Origin of the sequence: Actinoplanes sp. TFC3, assembly GCF_001553785.1 — a bacterium.
Classification (GTDB): Bacteria; Actinomycetota; Actinomycetes; order Mycobacteriales; family Micromonosporaceae; genus Actinoplanes.
Genome location: NZ_LOJP01000001.1, coordinates 3,571,683 through 3,589,095 on the forward strand (window position 1 = coordinate 3,571,683; position 17,413 = coordinate 3,589,095).

Sequence of the window (17,413 nt, forward strand, 5' to 3'; positions counted from 1 at the left end):
TTCTACAATCGGTGCTTTCATGGCTTCCCATGATGATCAGGCCGGGAACCGACGCGGACGTCACCGCCGTCCTGCGGCTGCTCGACATGGCGACCGCGTGGCTGAGCTCGCAGGGCCGCACCGGCCAGTGGGGTACCCAGGCGCAGTCGACCGACCCCCGTCGCATCGCGCAGGTGCAGGGCTATGTGACTCACGATGGCCTGTGGATCGCCGCCGACGCCGACGCGGTGACAGGGGCGCTGGCCGTCGGCGCGGCCGGCTCGGGCATCCCGCCGGTCGAGGAGCCTGAGCTGTTCATCCGGCTCCTGGTCACCGACCGTACCCGCGGGGGCTCGGGAATCGGCACGGCCCTGCTTGATCATGCTCGCCGGCTGGCCCTCTCAGCCGGTGCCGGGTTACTGCGCGTCGACTGCTACGCCGGTGACGACCAGAAGCTGGTGCGTTACTACGAAGGACAGGGGTTCACGCGTACGACCACATTCCGCCGAGGCGACTGGCCCGGTCAGGTACTCGAACAGAGGCTCGCAAGCAGGGCCAGCTTCTCAGCGCTGCCGATGCCCTGACAGGCGTGGTAGACGTCAAGGATCAGGCAGTCCCCGAACGGACGCTCGTCGCACCTGATGGTTCAGCGTGCCGCCGCACCTCCGCAACGCTGAACGCCGGCCAGCCCCGGACTAGGTGGTCAGAACAGCTAGGGCTGGCGCGACCACTGCATCGACATGCCCGCCGCACCGCGTTCGGTGCGGATCTCCATCATGGTGCCCAGGATCGTTGCCCGGTCCACCAGGATCGGGCGGTTGTCCAGGCCGTACGTGACCCGCTCGGACACGAACACCGGGACGCCCACCTCTTGGTGCATCACCGCCGCTATGTGCTCGTCGAGCACACCTGGCCGCAGAACCTCGGTGGCGCGGTGCACCACGATGCCGTGCTCGGCGAACGCGGCGTAAAGCGACGCGTTGCTGAAGTCCTCGTCGGCCAGGGCAAGTCCGGGTGGTTGCGGTGCCCACGACAGCTGGTGCACCGCGGGCCGCCCGGACAGCAGACGCACACGTTCCAGCCGCAGAATCCGCCGGGTAGCCGGAATTGCCAGGGCTGTCGCGGCCCAGACCGGCGGGCGCTGGGTGCTCTGCCCGACGATCAGCGTGGTCACCGTTTGCCCCTGGGCCTTGAGGTCCTCGGCGAGACCCCGCAGCGAGTTGAGGTGGTACGTCGAGCGCGGTGAGGCGATGAACGTGCCACGCCCGGGTTCCTGGGACACAAGGCCCTCGTTCTCCAGTTGTTGCAACGCCTGGCGCAGCGTCACGAGCGTCACGCCGTACCGGGAGCTCAGCACTTTTTGCGGAGGCAGCATCGAACCCGGAGCCAGTTCCCCGGCACGGATCTTGGTGGTCAGGTCATCGGCGATCACCTGATATTTCGGCGTACGGCTGGGCAGCGGACTCTCCTCCGTCAAGTGCGGCGCGCAGGGCCACGACGTCGAGGCGGACGTCGCTGGGATTGGCCCCGTCCAAAACCCTACGCATGAGCGCGGAGGCGACCACAACTCCGTCCCCGGCGCGTCCCCCGGCCGCTGCTTGCTCGGGGGTGGAGACGCCGAAGCCGATGAGGACCGGCAGCCGGGCTTGGAGTTCGTCCTTCAGCCGGCGGGCGAGGGAGAACGCTGCCGGTGCCAGGGTGGTGCGCTCGCCGGTGACGCCCATGACGCTCACGGCGTACACGAATCCTCTGCTCCTGCGGCAGATCTCGGCCAGCCGGTCGTCAGGGGTCGAGGGCGCGGCCAACAGGATGAGGTCGATGCCGGCCGCTTCGGTCTCCGCCTCCAGCGGTGCACTCTCCTCCAAGGGCAGGTCAGGCACGATCAAGCCGGTGACGCCGACCGCGGCGAAACGGGCCACACCGAGTTTCAGGGCAAGGTTGGCGTAGGTCATCACGATGATCGGTACGTGCAGCCGGTCGCGCATCGCGGCGAGGTCGTCGAGGATCGCGCCGGGGGTCGCACCTCGCTGCAGCGCCCGGTCGGAGGCCTGCTGAATCGTCGTGCCGTCCAGCATGGGATCGGAGAACGGCAGGCCAACCTCGATGGCGTCGGCGCCGGCGTCCTGGTAGGCCAGCAGATAGCCGGTCCAGTCGGGGGTGAGGCCGCCGGTGACGTACGGGATGAGCAGGGGCCGATCCGTGGCAAGCCGCAGCGTCATGCCGTCACCCCCGCCCGCAGCTGCATCACGTCTTTGTCCCCACGACCGGACAGGGTGAGCAGCACCGTCGAGCCCCTGGGCAGCTCATCCGTGCCCGCCGCACGCAGCACCCAGGCCACCGCGTGCGCCGATTCCAGGGCGCAGATAATTCCTTCGGTGCGCGCCAGCCTGCGTACCGCCTCGACCACTTCCTCGTCGGTGACCGTCACGTAGGTGGCCCGCCGCGACCGGTTGAGCTGGGCGTGCTCGGGTCCGACGCCGGGATAGTCGAGCCCGGCCGCTACCGAATGCGCCTCGGCGATCTGCCCGTGCTCGTCCTGCAGGACCAGCGAGCGGGAACCGTGCACCACGCCGGGCGTACCGTTCGTCAATGCCGCACCCCCGGCCGCCTCCACGCCGATGAGCCGGGCCGCCGTGTCCGCAAAACCGGCGAACGTGCCCGCCGCGTTGGAGCCACCGCCGACGCAGGCCACCACCACGTCCGGCACGCCGGTGCTCAGTTCCGCCGCGACCTGCCGCCGCGCCTCTTCGCCGATCACCCGCTGGAATTCCCGGACCATCCACGGGTACGGGTGGGGCCCGGCAACCGAGCCGAGGCAGAAGTGTGAGTCGTCGACCGCCGCGACCCATTGGCGCATCGCCTCGTTCGTGGCGTCCTTCAACGTGCGGCTGCCACTGGTCACCGGAACCACTTCGGCGCCGAGCAACTCCATCCGGAAGACGTTGAGCGCTTGCCGCTGCATGTCGCGCTCGCCCATGTACACCGTGGCCTGCAGGCCAAAAAGCGCGGCGGCCGTGGCGGTCGCAACGCCGTGCGACCCGGCGCCCGTCTCGGCGATCAGCCGGGTCTTGCCCATCCGCCGGGCGAGCAGCGCCTGACCGAGCACGTTGTTGATCTTGTGGGAGCCGGTGTGGGCCAGGTCCTCACGCTTGAGCAGCAGCGTCAGGCCCAGCTCGGCGGACAGATTCCAGGCGGGAGTGAGCGCCGTCGGGCGCCCGGCATACACGGTGCGGAACATGTCGAGCTGCTGACGGAAGGCGGGATCGGACCACGCATCACGAAACGCCTCCTCAAGCTCGGCACACGCGGGCACGAGGGACTCGGGGACGAACCGTCCGCCGAACTCACCGAACCTGCCGCCGTCCGCCGGTTCTCGCATTACGCCACTTCGGGGTGCCGCTGACACCGTCATGCCCGCCTCCAATGTTCTAGAACGTTGGGACTATGGTGTCACAATGATTCAACGAGTTCTAGAACGGTTTGAGTGTCCTGGACCACACCGCAGCCATTGCCTGATAGCCCTTGTCATTTGGGTGCAGCTTGTCCGCGAGCTGGTCCTTTCCGCGTACGCCGCTCAAGTCGACAAGGTGAAAGCGCAAGCCGGCGGCGGCCACGATGGCAGGTACCTGAGCGTTGTAGGCGTCCGCCCTGAGCTGGCGTTCACGGCCATCGCCGACAGCCCGGTTACCGATGATCGTGGCGACGAAGACTTCGGCACGAGGGCAGTTGCGCCCGATCTGAGCCAGCACGCGCGTGAGACCTTGCGGCGCCCGGACTGCGTCAGCGCGAGTGCGCAGGTCGTTGGTGCCGCCGTGCAGGAGGATGATGTCGGGACGGGCGGCAACAAGCCAGGCGTCGAGGTGGTGGGCGATCTGGGTGAGCGTCCAGCCGGAGTGACCCTCGTGGTCCGGGTCCGGCCCGGCTCCGGAATGCTGCGAGCCGACGAAGTTGACGCGCCAGCCGGCTGCCGTGAGGCGGCGGTACAGCTCAGCCCGGTAGCCACTGCCGTCGGTGGAGCGTGCGCCCATGGTGATGGAGTCACCAAGCGGCATGATCCGCACAGCCCGAGCGGGCGACCTGCTGCTGGCGGGCTGATTGCTGGGGCGCAGGTTGGCATCCGGGGCGAGCGGCGAACCGTCGACAGCGCTCGGCGTCCAACCCGGCTGAGAGGCGACGCCAGCGGCAGACTGCCTGGGCGTAGGACCGGCGCGCCGCGGGCCGGAATCGGCACCGACCGTGGCGGCAGGCTGACCGGCGACGCTCGAAGCCGCGGGTGCCGGGGCCGGCCCGCAGGACGACATCAGCAGCCCAGCCATCACCAGGGTCACCACAGCACCGTGTCGCATCATCAGCCTCCGTGTGCCTCATCGACCACGGGAGCGAAATGCTGACACTGATTCACGTAGGCCGCATCGGCTGATTCCACCGGGGCCTTCTCCGCGTGGGCCGACTATGGTGTGCGCATGGGTTGCTTCGCTGTCATGGAGATCCGCACCACCGCTCAGCGGCGGTAGCGCGCTTTCCACAGCCGCAGACCCGATGCTCGCCCGATATCAGGGCCAGCCCGGACGTACCGCCGGATCAGGTCCTCTGCCCGGCAGCTCATACACGTGTCTACCCAGCTGATGCCCTGTACAGCTGTGCTGCCGGTTCCCGTCTGCATGATCCGGAGAACCCCATGTCCTTCCCAGCGCCCTACGACCGCATGTCCGGCGTCGTCGTTTCCGAGCGGGTCACACTCGCCCTCCAAGCGCTCGGTGCGCCGGGAGCAGCATGGCTTGCGGACCTTCCCGCGCTGCTAGCCGGCTTGGCAGCCGATTGGGCGGTTACCATCGGCGCCGAGGTGGACGGCGGTAGCGCTTCCTACGTCGCGGAGGTGGTCGATCACGACGGCACCCCAGCCGTGCTCAAGGTGGCGATCCCGGCCCGCGCCGACGATGTCACGCCCTTCGAACGGCAGGTGACTGCGCTGCGACTGGCGGGCGGAGACCCTTACGTCAGGCTGCTGCGCTATGACGTACCGCGTCATGCTCTTCTGCTGGAAAGACTCGGCGAGCCGATGGCGACGCTGGGCTGGCCGATCGGCCGCCAGATGGACGCGTTGGTCCGCATCGCCGCGTGCGGATGGAGGCCGGTGCGGCACGAGGATTCACCGCCGCGCGATTGCTTGCCGCCGCACGACGGTGCGACGCAACTCGATGGCGCGGCACAGCAGGATGGCGCGGCACAGCAGGATGGCGCGACGCAGCTCGATGGCGCGGCACAGCAGGATGGCACGGCACCGGCAGAGGGGCTGGCGGTGGGCGGTGGGGTGTTGCCTGATGGGTGGGAGGCTGCTCGCTGGCATGCGGAGTTCGTTGCGTCTTCGTGGGAGGGGCTTGCCCGGCCGGTACCGGAGGCGGTCGTGGACCTGGCGCTTCGCTGTGCCGCTGGGCGGGAGGCGGGCTTTGATCCGGGTCGGCGGGTGCTGGTGCACGGCGATGTGCATGCGTTCAATGCTTTGCGGGTTCGGTCCGGCGGGGGGCTTCGGATTCCGGCTTGTTGATCCGGGTGGGCTTGCGTCGGAGCCGGCTCATGATCTCGGTGTCATTTTGGCGCGCGGCGTGCAGGGGTGGGTTGACGATCTGGCGGCCGGCGAGCCGGGGCGGGCGGTGGAGATGATGGCGCGCGGTTGCCGGCGTGCTGGGCAGGTGACCGGCGTTGATCCGGAGGCTGTGTGGCAGTGGGCGTTCGTGGAGTTGACGTCCACCGGGCTGCTCATGCTGCGCCTGGGACGCGGGCGGGAGGCGGAGAGGTTCCTTGCGGTGGCGAGCAAGCTCGCTCACAAGGCAGATTGAGCAACCCGAGGCCGGCACCCGCACCTGCACCGGCCGAGTTGGCAACAGCACCGGCAACGCCAGCAGACTCGGGCCAGCAACAGCAGAGCCAGCACCGCCAGCGAAACCAGCACCGCCAGCGAGACCAGCACCGTCAGCAGAGCCGGCGCCGGCTGAGTTCTCAAATGATCAGAGCGACCCGGACCGCGCCACCAGGTAGGCCTGCGGCGTCTTCTCGGTGCCGTCGCCGGCGCGTACCGTCTCGAGTTCCAGCTCGAAGCCGGCCTCGCGCAGCAGGGCGACCACCCCGGCGGGTTGGCGGCGGCGGAAGGTGATGTCGCGGGTTACCAGGTCTTCGTTGCCGACTTGGAAGGCGAGCAGGAGCAGGCCTCCCGGGCGCAGGACCCGGTGGAACTCGGCGAAGACTGCGGGTAGGTGCTCGCCGGGTACATGGATGATCGAGTACCAGGCGACCAGGCCGGCCAGGCTGTGGCCGGGCTGCTGGAGCTCTGTCATCGAGCCGGTGGTGAAGGGCACGCGCGGATGCTTGCGGCGGGCGATCTCCAGCATGTTCTCCGACAGCTCCAGGCCGGTGATGTCCAAGCCCAGGTCCTTGAGGAACGCCGTGACGACGCCGGTCCCGGCCCCTACCTCGATCACCGGGCCAGGTGCGGCGCGTACCGATTCTGCAAAGCCACGCAGGGTGAGGCGTTCCCAGTGGTTGCGGCCCATGATGTCGCCGAACAGCTGCTGGTATTCCGCGGCGAAGGCGTTGTATCCGTCGCGGGTCTCGGTGACAAAAGTCGGCTCCGGCACGGGATTGATCTCACCACACCGGGCTTGCTGCGAAACGCCAGGGGCCGGTTACTTGCAACTGGAAATCGTTTCCAACAATATGGCGGGGTCAGCGATACACCGATCTACCGAAGGGCAATCCGATGTCTTTGTACGTCTCCCCCGATCTGTTGGCCGTTGCCGAGCGCGGTGACGTATCCGATGCCGAGTTCGTTGACTGCGTTCGCACGTCGTTGCCGTACGCGTGGGAAGTGATCAACGAGGTGATGACCGGGCTGCACCGCGACGGCGGGGACTTCGCCGACCACGAGGTGCCGCCGCCCTCGGACGCCGAACGGGGGCAGCTGCTGCGGGCGCTGGCCAGCGACGCCATCCGCGGCGGGCTGGAACGGCACTTCGGTGCCAAGCTCGCGTTCCAGAACTGCCACCGCGTCGCGGCTTTCGCGTTCGATGCGGTCGGCGGTGAGCAATACCAGGCGTTCGTCTCCCCGCGAGGGCAGCTGCTGAACCAGTCCCCGGAGCTGCGCAACTGCTGACGGGTCAGCCCTGGGAACCGCGGACGGCGTGACAGGTGGGAACAGCCACCGCAACCGGGTGACTGGTGAGTTCGGCCGAGGGGCCGCTTCGGACATCGGGGCGGCTTCCCGGCAGAACGGCCGCTGGGAACGTACTTTTCGCTCGGGGACGCTTTGATGCGCGCCGGGACGGCCGATCAAGAAGTTTGCACCCCTCACGATCCCCGCCAGCCCTGGAGAAACGAAGCCGATGCACACGATCGCGGCCCGAGCGATGGCGTTGGCTCGCAACGGGATGGAGTCCATCCTGTCGCTGGCCGCCGTCGTGGCCCTGCACGTGTCCGGCGTTCTGGGCAGCGCACCGCTCTGGACGTACGTGCTCGCCCTGAGCGCCGGCGCGGTCCTGCAGCAGCCGGAGGTGCAGCGGTTCCTCGCCGGCCCCGACGGCTCGCGCACCGGTCTCGCGGTCGGTCTGCAGATGGTGCCTGCCACCGCGGCGGCCTACCTCACCGGGTACGGGCCGGTGCTCGCGGTCACCCACGTCTACATCCTCGTGGTGCACATGCGCCGGGCCGGTTCGCGGGCGTGGCGGCCGACCGCCCTGGCCAGCGTTCTGTCGCTGCTGGCCGGTGAGCTGGCCATCGCCGCCGGTCTGCTGCCCAGCAGCCTGCCCATGAACCAGTCCCACGCGATCGCCGTGCTGGTCGGCATCGGCACGGTGACCACGGCCCGCGCGCTCGGGCAGTTCGTCGCGCAGCGGGAGCAGGCCGAGGTGGCGGCGCGGCTCAGCGAGGACCGGTTCCGGGCGCTGGTGCGCGACGGGTCCGAGGTGATCACGATGAGCGACGCCGACGGCAACGTGTCCTGGGTCAGCCCGGCGGCGCAGCCGGTGATGGGCTACAAGCCCGAGGAGCTGCGCGGCAAGGTCCTCAACGGCCTGTTCCACCCCGAGGACGAAGTTGCCTCGATGGAGTTGTACACCCGCCTGCTGGCCTCCGACAGTACGGTGGAGCACTCCGCCGAGCTGCGGGTGCGCCATGCCAACGGATCGTGGCACTGGCACGAGATCATCGCCCGCAACATGCTGGCCCACCCGGCGGTACACGCGATCGTCAGCCACCAGCGCGACATCACCGAGCGCCGCGCGGTACAGGACCGGATCGCGTACGCCGCCTCGCACGACGGGCTGACCGGGCTGGCCAACGGCCCGACGCTCAAGCGCGACCTCGAGCGCGCCCTCGCCCAGGGCACCCGCTACCAGCACCCGGTCGCGATGCTCTTCTGCGACCTCGACGGCTTCAAGGCAGTGAACGACACGTACGGCCACGACGTCGGCGACCGCCTGCTGCAGACGATCAGCTCGGTCATCCGGCGCACCACCCGCGACACCGACTCGGCCGGCCGGCTCGGTGGTGACGAGTTCGGGGTGGTGCTGACCCGGGTGCGCAACGCCGACGAGGCGCTGAGCGTGGCGCAGCGGCTCATCGACGGGATCACCGGCAACGTCTCGGTGGCCGGGCTCAAGCTCGACGTGGGCTGCAGCGTCGGGGTGGCGCTGGCCTACCCGGGCGGCTCGGACGCCAAGACGCTGATGCGCCATGCCGACGCGGCGATGTACCAGGCGAAGCGCCGGGGCAGCAACAACACGACGGTCTATGTGCAGGACGACGTCACAGCGCCTTGGATGTAGGAACTTTGCTCTCCCGCCCAGGGCACTGAAAAAGCCGCCACGCAGGTGACGGCTTCATCAGTGGGGCGGGTGGCGGTCAGCCCGGGCGGCGGTAGGCCACCGGGGTGCCCGGGTAGTCCACCTTCGCCATCCGGACGTGGTCGCCGGTGTGGGGCGCGTGCACGATGTAGCCGTTGCCGACATAGATCGCTACGTGGTGCACCGGACTGCCGTAGAAGATCAGGTCTCCTACCTGCAGGTCGCCGCGGCTCACGCTGCGGCCCGAGCCGATCTGGTCACCGGTGAAGTGTGCCAGGCTCACCCCGACCGTGCGCCACGCCACCTGGGTCAGACCCGAGCAGTCGTAGCCGGTCGGACCGGCCGAGCCGAAGATGTACGGCTTGCCGATCAGTGAGCAGGCTTTCTGCGCCGCCCGGTTGCCCGCTTCCTGGGTGTAGGTCGCGGGGCAGGGGCCGAGCTTGAGCGGCCCGTCGTCCACACCGCTGGCGCCGTAGGCCTGGACCCGCAGCTTCTGCAGGTCGTCGACCTTCTTCTGGATCTGGTTCTTGCGGGTGCCGAGGTCCTTGTCGCGGGCCGCGACCGCATCGGTCAGGGTTGCCAGATCCTGCTTGTCCTTCGCGTACTTGTCACGCAGCTTCGCCACGTCCGCCACCTGGGCTTCCTGGTGCCGGGCGATCTGGTCGAGGTAGGTCAGCTTCTCGGTGAGACCGGTCGGCGTGCCCGTGACGACCATCGACTGCAACGCGCCGGGGGATCCCCGCATGTACGCGTCGGTTGCCATGCTGCCCACCTGCGACATGGCCAGATCAACCTGCAGCTGCAGCGGGGCCAGCTTCGCGTTGATCTTCTTGAGCTGGCTCCGGTTGGAGATCAGCTCGTTGTGCACCTTGTTGTACTGCTCGATAAGCGGCTCGAGCTTGTTCCACTGCTCGTCGATCTGCTTTTCGATACTCCCGGGCGACGGTGTCGCGTTGGCCGCTGTGGGCACCAGCAACACCCCGACCGCCGCCATGACACAGAGCAGACTGCGCAGAATCGTGGCGCCCGGCGCCGCAATCCGTTTCACGTAGGTGCAGTGTCCTTTCTTCCCTCCGCCGCCGACCGGGTTAGCTGCCGGGTTCGGGCGGGAAGCGCGCCCGGCCGCGATGGTGCTGCGGCTTCACCCCAAGTTCCGTGGTTCCCCGGCTCGTGTACACGATTAGGCGGTGACCCATCGGTTCGCCCGGGATTCGGACGAGGGGGGACCGACGAGCCGGGTGCCACCGTACTCCGGATCTTCCGAGAATTGAACTGCGCGTAGCCGTGGCTGACGCCACGTCACCAAAAATGACCGTGAGTAGTCAGAGCGGCCAGGCGGTGAGCGCTCGGTCGAGCCACGGAACGACCAGAATCACCGTGGGTAGCACCAGAAGACACACCGCCATCGTGGCGGCCACCACTGTCAGCGTCCCGGAGCGGGTGTCCGGGCCGGTGAGGCGGTCCAACCGGCGGCGCCGCTCGGCCGTGGCGGTGGCAGCGTCGAGTTCGGCCGGGGCGTCCGGGCTGACCGCGTCGCCGAGCCGCTCCAGGGCCGAGCGCAACGCCGGAGCCCCGGTGCGCGAGCGGGCCGCGTCGTCGGCCGCCATCTCCAGCAACAGGTGCACGGCGTCGAGCGGGGCCCGGCTGCGCAGCGGGCGCGGCACCGCGCGGTAGAAGGCGGTGAACGACTCCATCACCAGGTCGTGGCGGTACCGCAGGTGCGCCTGCTCGTGCGCGATCACCGCGGCGACCTGCTCGGCGTCGAGGACCTGCAGCACTCCCTCGCTGAGCACCACGCGGGGCCGGCGCCCGGGCAGGCAGTACGCGAACGGCAGCGGCCCATCCAGCACCCGCAGCCCGGCGGGCAGCTCACCGTGGCGTTCGGCGGTGTCGAGCAGGTCCACCAGCAGGCGGTGCCGGGCCCGGCGGGTGCGTGAGCGATGGGTCACCCCGGCCAGCGACACCAGCAGCCGCACGATGATCACCATGGCCACCACCAGCGCGGCGAGCAGGGCGGTGACTCCGTACGGGCGCCCCGGCCCGGATTCGTCGATCAGCTCCTGCGGGGCGGCCAGCACCACGCCGAGCGCGCACAGGATGCCGGCCAGGGTGATGCTCTGCCACAGCACGATGGCGGCCACCGGCGCGCGGCCGGGCCAGCGGGCGGAAGCGAGCACTCCCGGCACGACCAGCGACAGGGTCAGGCCGAGCGCACCGAGCAGCAGGGCGGTCACGATCGGTGGTTGGCGGCCTCGATTGCGGCGGACAGTGCCGATGGGTCGATGCGCCCGACGAAGTGCGCCAGGGCGGCATCGCGGACGTCATCCGGCGCCGCGCTCAACGCGTCGAGCATCAGCGCCGCGGTCATCTCCTCGCGGGTCTGCGCGGGCGCGTACCGGTAGGCCCGGTCGGCCTTCTGCTGGTTGACCACGCCCTTCTTGGCCAGCCGGTCCAGCACCGTCATCACCGTCGTGTACGCCAGGTCGCGTTCGGCGCTGAGCTGCTCGTGCACCTGCCGGACGGTCAGCGGCCCGGCCGCGTCCCACAGCCGGCGCATGATGTCGCGTTCCAGATCGCCCAGTGCCTTGCCCGATGCCATGTGACCCACTCTACTGCACAGCGTCGTACTACGGTGCGTAGTATTTACTACGAAACGTCGTAGAGGGGTTCTCCATGGACGTGCTCGACCTGACCCGGCTGCAGTTCGCCGTGGTCACGATCTATCACTACTTCTTCGTGCCGCTGTCGATCAGCCTGGCCGTCACCGCCGCCGGGCTGCAGCTCACCTGGATGCGCACCGGCACCGCCAAGTACCGTGACCTGACCAAGTTCGTCGGCAAGCTGCTGATCGTCACCTTCGCCGTGGGTGTGGTCACCGGGCTGGTGCAGGAGTTCCAGTTCGGCATGGGCTGGAGCAACTTCGCCACCTTCTACGGCGACGTGTTCGGCCCGACGCTGGCCATCGAGGGCATGCTCGCGTTCTTCCTCGAGGCCACGTTCCTGGCGCTGTGGTACTTCGGCTGGGACCGCCTGCCGCGCAAGGTGCACGCCGCGACCATCGTCATCGTCGCCGCCGGCACGCTCCTCAGCGCGTTCATCATCCTGGCCGCGAACTCGTTCATGCAGCACCCGGTGGGCTACTCGCTGGACCCGCGGACCGGGCGCGCGCACCTCGACGACTTCGGTGCGCTGCTGCTCAACAAGGTCAACCTTGCCGCGTTCCCGCACACCATCGCGGGTGCGCTCATGGTGGGGGGCTCGCTGCTGCTGGCCATCGGCGTGTGGCGGATGAAAGCAACGGCAGAAACAGGATTTCGTACGCTCGCGCGGCTGGGTGCGTGGCTGACCGTCGCCGGCGGCGCCTTCACGGCGATCACCGGCGACCACCTGGGCAAGGTCATGACCGAGGTCCAGCCCATGAAAATGGCGGCGGCCGAGGCTCTTTACAGTACGACCACAGGTGCCCCGTTCTCCGCCTTCGCCCTCGGCAAACTCGATGGGAGCGAGCCCTACTTCACCGTCGACATCCCGCACCTGCTGTCCATCCTGGCCGCCGGTGACCCCGACGCCACCGTCCAGGGCATCAACGACCTGCAGACCCAGTACACCCAGCTGTACGGCCCGGGCAGCTACATCCCGATGATCCCCGTCGCGTTCTGGGCCTTCCGCCTGATGATCGGCATCGGCATGATCGCCATGCTCGTCGCCGCCTACTACCTGTGGTCCACCCGCAAGGGCCGGGAGCCGAAGCGCTGGTACGACCGGCAGCTCATCCGCTTGCTCCCGCTGATCCCGCTGTTGCCCACCGCGGCCAACTCGATCGGCTGGATCTTCACCGAGACCGCCCGCCAGCCCTGGATCGCGTTCGGCATCTCCAAGGTCGCCGACGGGATCTCCCCCGGCCTGACCTCCGGCGAGGTGATCGCCTCGCTGGCCGGCTTCGCCCTGATCTACGGCATCGTCGCGGTCGTCTGGTTCCGGCTGATCCGCCACCTGTCCCGCCAGCCGCTGGCACCGCCCGCCGAGCAACCGGCGACCACGGACAGCGCCGACCGCGACCTCGCACCCACCTACTAGGAGCCCCTCGTGATCACCCTCTGGTTCTGCCTGGTCGTGCTCTGCTGGGTGCTGTTCTTCGTCCTCGAGGGCTTCGACTTCGGCGTCGGCCTGCTCGCCCCCGTCCTCGGGCGCGACGACCACGAACGCGGCGCGATCGTGCGCACGGTCGGCCCGTTCTGGGACGGCAACGAGGTCTGGCTCGTGGCCGCCATCGGCGTCACGTTCGCCGCCTTCCCCCAGTGGTACGCCGCCCTGCTGTCCGCGCTCTACCTGCCCATGGCCGCGATCCTGCTGATGCTCGCCATCCGCGGCGTGGCCCTGGAGTTCCGCGGCAAGGGCGACGGGCTCCGCTGGCGCCGCCGCTGCGACCTCGCCCTCGCCGCCAGCTCCGGCGCCACCGTCATCCTGTGGGGAGCCGTGCTCGGCATTCTCACCCACGGCCTCGCGCTCGGCGCCGGTGGCCAGGTCACCGGCACCGGCCTGGCCCGCAGCCTCGGCCCCCTGGCCACCTGGCCCGCGCTCGCCGGGGCCGCGCTCGCCCTGTTCGCCGCCCTGCTGCTCGGCTCCGCCTTCCTGGCCCTGCGCACCACCGGCCCGGTGCACACCCGTGCCCACCGCTGGACCGTCCGCCTCGCCGCCACCGGCACCCTCGTGCTGGCCGTCGCCGGGTTCGCCAGCGCGTCCCGGCTGCTGCTGGCCGCCGCGGTCCTGCTGCTCGGCGTCACCCTGATCGCCCGGTACGGCCGCGAAACGCTCACCTTCGCCGGCGCGGCGATCGGCGTGGCCGGCGCGGTCGTCGCCGTGTTCACCCGCCACGGCGACGTGGTGCTGCGCAGCACCCTCGACCCGGCCTGGTCGCTGACCATGACCGGGGCCGCGGCCACCGGCTCGGCGCTCAAGCTCATCACCGTCGTCGGTGCGGTCGTGCTGCCCGGCGTGCTGGTCTACCAGGCGTTCTCGTACTGGGTGTTCCGCAAGCGCGTGGCCAGCGAACGAGTGCCGTCATGAGCACCGCGCCGTCCGGAGGATCAACGAAGGCGCCGATCGATCCGCGTTTGCTGCGGCACGCGCGCTCCGGTCGTACCGGAACAGCGGTTTTGTGCTTGATCGGAGCGGGACAGGCGGCAGCCACCGTGCTCCTCGCCGTCGCCCTGGCCCGCATCGTCACCGGGCGCGACGCGATCGGCCTGCTGGCCGCAGCGTTCGTGCTGCGCGCGGCCCTGACCTGGGGTGAGCAGGTCGTGGCCCAGCGCACCGCCGCCCGCGTGACCGGTGAACTGCGCAGGTCCGTGCTGCAAGCAACGTTGCGGCACGGGCCCGCGTGGACCGCGCGGTACGGCAGCGGCCGGCTCATCGCCACCCTCACCGGCGGCCTCGACGCCCTGCGGCCGTGGTTCACCGGCTACCTGCCCTCACTCGTGCTCGGCGTCACGCTGCCCCCGCTCGTGCTGCTGGCCATGTTCCTGGTCGACCCCGCCTCGGCCGTCATCGCCCTGGTCACCCTGCCGCTGCTGCCGATACTCGGCGCCCTGATCGGCTGGGCCACCCAGAAACGCGCCGATGAGGCCTGGACCGCCGACGCGCGGCTGGCCGGGCACTTCCTCGACGTCGTGCGCGGCCTGACCACCCTGCGCGTCTTCGGCCGGGCCGAACGCCAGATCACCGTGGTCCGGCAGATGACCGAGAACCACCGCAGCGCCACCCTGCGTGTGCTGCGCGTCGCTTTTCTGTCCTCCACGGCGCTGGACCTGGTCGGCACGTTGTCCGTCGGGCTCATCGCGGTTGAAGCAGGCCTGCGCGTGGCAGCCGGTGACCTGGGGCTCGGCGCGGCCCTGCTGGTGATCCTGCTGGCCCCCGAGGCGTACCGGCCGCTGCGCGAGATGGCGGCCGGCTTCCATGCAAGCGCGGACGCGTCCGCGGTGATCGGAGACGTGGACGAGGTGCTGACCGACACAGCTTCCTACCTGCCCCTGCCTGCGCTGCCCGGCTCGGTGCCGGGGCTGACGGTGTCGCGGTTGCGGGTGCGCTATCCCGGCGCGGCCGGCGATGCGCTGGTGCTCGACGGGCTGACCGTCCGCGACCACGAGATCGTGGCGCTGCGGGGAAAGTCCGGCGCGGGCAAGACCACGGCTTTGCGGGTGCTGGCCGGGCTGCAACCCGTGGCCGGTGGACGGGTCTCGCTGACCGGGCCGGGCGTGCTGTACCTGCCCCAGCGGCCGGGTCTGCCGCACACGCGCACGGTTGCCGACGTGTTCCCGGGGCTGCCGGAAAAGGAGGTACGAGCGGCGCTGGCGACGGTGGGGCTGGACGGGGAGGTGACGCCGTCGACGGTGCTGGGCGAGCACGGGGCCGGGGTGTCGTCGGGCCAGCGGCAACGGCTGGCGTTGGCGGCGCTGCTGCGAGCGGCGGCCCGCGAGCCGGTGGTGCTGCTGCTCGACGAGCCGACTGCGCACCTGGACGCCGCGGCTGAGGAGGTGGTGGTCGCTCTGCTGCGGGAGGCGGCGGCTCGGGGCTGCGCGGTGCTGGTGGTGGCGCATCGACCGGTGCTGCTAGCTGCTGCGGACCGGGTGGTGGACGTGGATGCTCCCAGCATGCCGGCCACCGCACACCCCGTAGAGCGTCCTAAAATGAATGTCCCCGAGGCTCCGCCGGCAGTTCGGCGCAGCCGGGCCACCATGGGTGCCGCGATCGCTGCGGGAGCCGGCTCCTCACTGGCGGCCATTGTGCTGACGGGGGCGGCCGCGTGGCTTCTGGTCCGGGCGGCCACACTTCCCCCGGTGCTCACCCTGTCCACGGCAGTCGTGCTCGTGCGGGGTTCGGCCGTCACCCGTCCCCTGCTGCGCTACCTCGAACGGCTCATCGCGCACGACGTCGCGTTTGCCAAGCTCGGGCAGTGGCGGTCCAGCGTGTACGCCGCGCTCATCCCCCGCGTGCCCGGCCCGAAGCTGCGCCGCCGCGGTGACCTGCTCACCCGGATCGTCGACGATGTGGACGCGCGCACCGACGGCTTGCTGCGCGGCCGGCTGCCCGCGATCACCGCCGGGGTCACGCTGGTCGGGGCGAGTGCGGTGGTGGCCGGGGTCAGCCCGCTGCTGGCTCTGCCCCTCGGCGTCGGGCTCGTGATCTCGGCCGTGGCTGCTCCGGCGCTGGCTGCGTGGCAGGCCGGGCGGGTACAAGCCGCTACCGGGCGGGCGCGCGCCGAGCTGCGCGATGCCGTGGTGGAGACGGTGGAGGGGATCGAGGAGCTGGCCGGGCGCGGGGATGGGGCTCTGGTCGTACCGGATCGGCGGAGCCTGGAGCTGGAGCGGCTCGAAGCGCGAGCGGCGCGGACGGCGGGACTGGCATCGGCGCTGGGCCTGCTCGGGTGGGGTGTTGCGGTGGCGGGGACGGCTGCGGTGCTGGCGCATGCCGCCGGGATGAGTGCCGAAGGGGCGGCGGTGCTGCTGCTTGCGGTGGTGGCGCTCGGGGAACCGGTGGCGTCGCTGACCGGCGCGGCGGTGGCTCGGCGGCGGGCGGCGGGGGCCGAGCTGCGGCTGGCGGAGTTCGCCGAGCAGCCGCCGACCGCTGCGCGCGGGCCGGAGAACTCCCCGGACGTGCAGGTGCGGGGGCTGGTTGCCGGGTGGCAAGCTCCGGTGCTGCAAGGACTTGACTTGACGGTACGGTCACAGCGCTCGGCCGCCATCACGGGACGCTCCGGTGGTGGGAAGTCGACGTTGGCTGCGGTGCTGAGCGGGTTGCTCGAGGCGCGGGCCGGACAGGTGGCTCGCCCGGCTCGGACGGTGCTGGTCGGGGACGAGGCCGATCATGTGTTCGCCTCGACCGTACGGGAAAATCTGCGTCTTGCTGCTCCTGACGCACCCGATGTGGAGCTGACGGCGGCGGTGACGCGGGTGGGGCTGGGTCCCTGGCTGGCGGAACTGCCCGAGGGTCTGGACACCTGGCTCGGCGCGGGCGGCAGCACGGTTTCCGGGGGGCAGCGGCGACGGATCGCGACCGCGCGGGCGCTGCTGGCCGACCCGGAGTTGCTGATCCTGGACGAGCCGACCGAGGGTCTGGACGAGGCCGGCGCCCATGAGCTGATGGCCGATCTGCTCGGGGCCGCGCGGGGCCGCACCGTGGTGTTGTTCACGCATCGCACCGAGGGCCTCGACCTGGTCGACGACGTTTACGAGCTGCGCGACGGGATAGCGTTGCGGTGTGGAGAACCGGTTCGCGCGTGAGGTGCCCGAGATGGCCGTGGCCTGGCAAGCCGAGCAGGCCCCCCAGCCGTCATTGCTGGTCCTCAACGAGCCCGTGGCCGGCCGGCTCGGCCTGGAACCGGGGTGGCTGCGCAGCCCCGAGGGTGTGCAGTTCCTGATCGGAGCAGGGCAGGAGAACACGGTCGCGCAGGCCTATGCGGGGCACCAGTTCGGTGGGTACAGCCCGCGTCTGGGTGACGGCCGGGCGCTGCTGCTGGGCGAGCTCAACGGCATGGACGTGCACCTCAAGGGCTCGGGGCGCACCCCGTTCGCCCGGGGCGGGGACGGGGGGGCCGGGGGCGG

The 17,413-nt window shown here is 70.2% G+C and carries 17 protein-coding genes and 1 riboswitch; of the genes, 9 read left to right on the plus strand and 8 right to left on the minus strand.

What is annotated here, in order from left to right; translation table 11 throughout:
* The first annotated feature begins 29 nt into the window (after positions 1-29).
* Entirely contained in the window at positions 30-563 is a 534-nt protein-coding gene (locus TFC3_RS16070; protein ID WP_067500495.1) for a GNAT family N-acetyltransferase, read from the plus strand.
* A 128-nt stretch (positions 564-691) separates the two neighbouring features.
* Here the strand turns inward: TFC3_RS16070 and TFC3_RS16075 are convergent, their stop codons facing one another.
* The 4 genes from TFC3_RS16075 to TFC3_RS16090 form a co-directional block, all read right to left on the minus strand.
* Entirely contained in the window at positions 692-1,411 is a 720-nt protein-coding gene (locus tag TFC3_RS16075; RefSeq protein WP_082772095.1) for a GntR family transcriptional regulator, read from the minus strand.
* Positions 1,398-2,198, minus strand: a complete 801-nt coding sequence (trpA, locus tag TFC3_RS16080; protein WP_067500497.1) for a tryptophan synthase subunit alpha — start codon at positions 2,196-2,198, stop codon at positions 1,398-1,400. The genes TFC3_RS16075 and trpA overlap by 14 nt, the downstream gene beginning before the upstream one ends.
* Complete coding sequence (gene trpB / locus TFC3_RS16085; RefSeq protein ID WP_369819626.1) at positions 2,195-3,358, minus strand: tryptophan synthase subunit beta; 1,164 nt, start codon at positions 3,356-3,358, stop codon at positions 2,195-2,197. Before trpB ends, trpA begins: the two co-directional genes overlap by 4 nt.
* 91 nt (positions 3,359-3,449) lie before the next feature.
* Positions 3,450-4,031 carry an SGNH/GDSL hydrolase family protein gene (locus TFC3_RS16090; RefSeq protein WP_161952602.1) on the minus strand — a complete coding sequence of 194 codons (582 nt, stop codon included), beginning with the start codon at positions 4,029-4,031 and terminating at the stop codon, positions 3,450-3,452.
* Positions 4,032-4,657: 626 nt separating this feature from the next.
* Here TFC3_RS16090 and TFC3_RS16095 point away from each other — a divergent pair.
* On the plus strand, positions 4,658-5,524 hold the full coding sequence (locus tag TFC3_RS16095) for an aminoglycoside phosphotransferase family protein (RefSeq protein ID WP_067500503.1): 867 nt from the start codon (positions 4,658-4,660) through the stop codon (positions 5,522-5,524).
* A 58-nt stretch (positions 5,525-5,582) separates the two neighbouring features.
* Positions 5,583-5,816 (plus strand): hypothetical protein, encoded by a 234-nt coding sequence (locus tag TFC3_RS16100; protein WP_067500504.1) that lies wholly within the window; start codon positions 5,583-5,585, stop codon positions 5,814-5,816.
* A 168-nt stretch (positions 5,817-5,984) separates the two neighbouring features.
* On the opposite strand, the gene TFC3_RS16105 is transcribed toward TFC3_RS16100, so the two are convergent.
* A complete protein-coding gene (locus TFC3_RS16105) occupies positions 5,985-6,611 on the minus strand; it encodes a class I SAM-dependent methyltransferase (RefSeq protein WP_067500506.1) in 627 nt (208 codons plus the stop codon).
* 122 nt (positions 6,612-6,733) lie between these two features.
* Between TFC3_RS16105 and TFC3_RS16110 the strand changes: the two genes are divergently transcribed.
* Together TFC3_RS16110 and TFC3_RS16115 are read left to right on the plus strand one after the other, a co-directional pair.
* A complete protein-coding gene (locus TFC3_RS16110) occupies positions 6,734-7,126 on the plus strand; it encodes an SCO5389 family protein (RefSeq protein WP_067500508.1) in 393 nt (130 codons plus the stop codon).
* Positions 7,127-7,355: 229 nt separating this feature from the next.
* Positions 7,356-8,795 (plus strand): diguanylate cyclase domain-containing protein, encoded by a 1,440-nt coding sequence (locus tag TFC3_RS16115; protein ID WP_067500510.1) that lies wholly within the window; start codon positions 7,356-7,358, stop codon positions 8,793-8,795.
* Positions 8,796-8,871: 76 nt separating this feature from the next.
* Here the strand turns inward: TFC3_RS16115 and TFC3_RS16120 are convergent, their stop codons facing one another.
* The 3 genes from TFC3_RS16120 to TFC3_RS16130 all read right to left on the minus strand — a co-directional run bounded on the left by TFC3_RS16120 (position 8,872) and on the right by TFC3_RS16130 (position 11,412).
* Complete coding sequence (locus tag TFC3_RS16120) at positions 8,872-9,861, minus strand: NlpC/P60 family protein (protein WP_082772098.1); 990 nt, start codon at positions 9,859-9,861, stop codon at positions 8,872-8,874.
* Between the two features lie 14 nt (positions 9,862-9,875).
* Positions 9,876-10,010: riboswitch (cyclic di-AMP (ydaO/yuaA leader) on the minus strand.
* 125 nt (positions 10,011-10,135) lie between these two features.
* A complete protein-coding gene (locus TFC3_RS16125; RefSeq protein WP_067500512.1) occupies positions 10,136-11,047 on the minus strand; it encodes a M56 family metallopeptidase in 912 nt (303 codons plus the stop codon).
* Positions 11,044-11,412, minus strand: coding sequence for a BlaI/MecI/CopY family transcriptional regulator (locus TFC3_RS16130; protein WP_067500514.1), 369 nt, complete (start codon positions 11,410-11,412; stop codon positions 11,044-11,046). Before TFC3_RS16130 ends, TFC3_RS16125 begins: the two co-directional genes overlap by 4 nt.
* A gap of 74 nt (positions 11,413-11,486) precedes the next feature.
* On the opposite strand from TFC3_RS16130, the gene TFC3_RS16135 reads away from it, so the two are divergent.
* From TFC3_RS16135 to TFC3_RS16150, 4 genes are all read left to right on the plus strand, one after another.
* Positions 11,487-12,890, plus strand: coding sequence for a cytochrome ubiquinol oxidase subunit I (locus TFC3_RS16135; protein ID WP_067500517.1), 1,404 nt, complete (start codon positions 11,487-11,489; stop codon positions 12,888-12,890).
* A 9-nt stretch (positions 12,891-12,899) separates the two neighbouring features.
* A complete protein-coding gene (gene cydB / locus TFC3_RS16140; RefSeq protein ID WP_067500519.1) occupies positions 12,900-13,880 on the plus strand; it encodes a cytochrome d ubiquinol oxidase subunit II in 981 nt (326 codons plus the stop codon).
* Between the two features lie 95 nt (positions 13,881-13,975).
* Complete coding sequence (gene cydC / locus TFC3_RS16145; RefSeq protein WP_236718149.1) at positions 13,976-17,092, plus strand: thiol reductant ABC exporter subunit CydC; 3,117 nt, start codon at positions 13,976-13,978, stop codon at positions 17,090-17,092.
* The coding region (locus TFC3_RS16150) for a protein adenylyltransferase SelO family protein (protein WP_236718150.1) at positions 17,070-17,413 on the plus strand (344 nt) is incomplete at its 3' end. The genes cydC and TFC3_RS16150, both read left to right, overlap by 23 nt.

What these genes read in the sequence shown, in the direction of transcription:
- TFC3_RS16070 (WP_067500495.1), top strand. Translation starts at nt 30, where the DNA reads ATGATGATCAGGCCGGGAACCGACGCGGACGTCACCGCCGTCCTGCGG.
- trpA (WP_067500497.1), bottom strand. Translation starts at nt 2,198, where the DNA reads ATGACGCTGCGGCTTGCCACGGATCGGCCCCTGCTCATCCCGTACGTC.
- trpB (WP_369819626.1), bottom strand. Translation starts at nt 3,358, where the DNA reads ATGCGAGAACCGGCGGACGGCGGCAGGTTCGGTGAGTTCGGCGGACGG.
- TFC3_RS16090 (WP_161952602.1), bottom strand. Translation starts at nt 4,031, where the DNA reads ATGCCGCTTGGTGACTCCATCACCATGGGCGCACGCTCCACCGACGGC.
- TFC3_RS16095 (WP_067500503.1), top strand. Translation starts at nt 4,658, where the DNA reads ATGTCCTTCCCAGCGCCCTACGACCGCATGTCCGGCGTCGTCGTTTCC.
- TFC3_RS16110 (WP_067500508.1), top strand. Translation starts at nt 6,734, where the DNA reads ATGTCTTTGTACGTCTCCCCCGATCTGTTGGCCGTTGCCGAGCGCGGT.
- TFC3_RS16115 (WP_067500510.1), top strand. Translation starts at nt 7,356, where the DNA reads ATGCACACGATCGCGGCCCGAGCGATGGCGTTGGCTCGCAACGGGATG.
- TFC3_RS16130 (WP_067500514.1), bottom strand. Translation starts at nt 11,412, where the DNA reads ATGGCATCGGGCAAGGCACTGGGCGATCTGGAACGCGACATCATGCGC.
- TFC3_RS16135 (WP_067500517.1), top strand. Translation starts at nt 11,487, where the DNA reads ATGGACGTGCTCGACCTGACCCGGCTGCAGTTCGCCGTGGTCACGATC.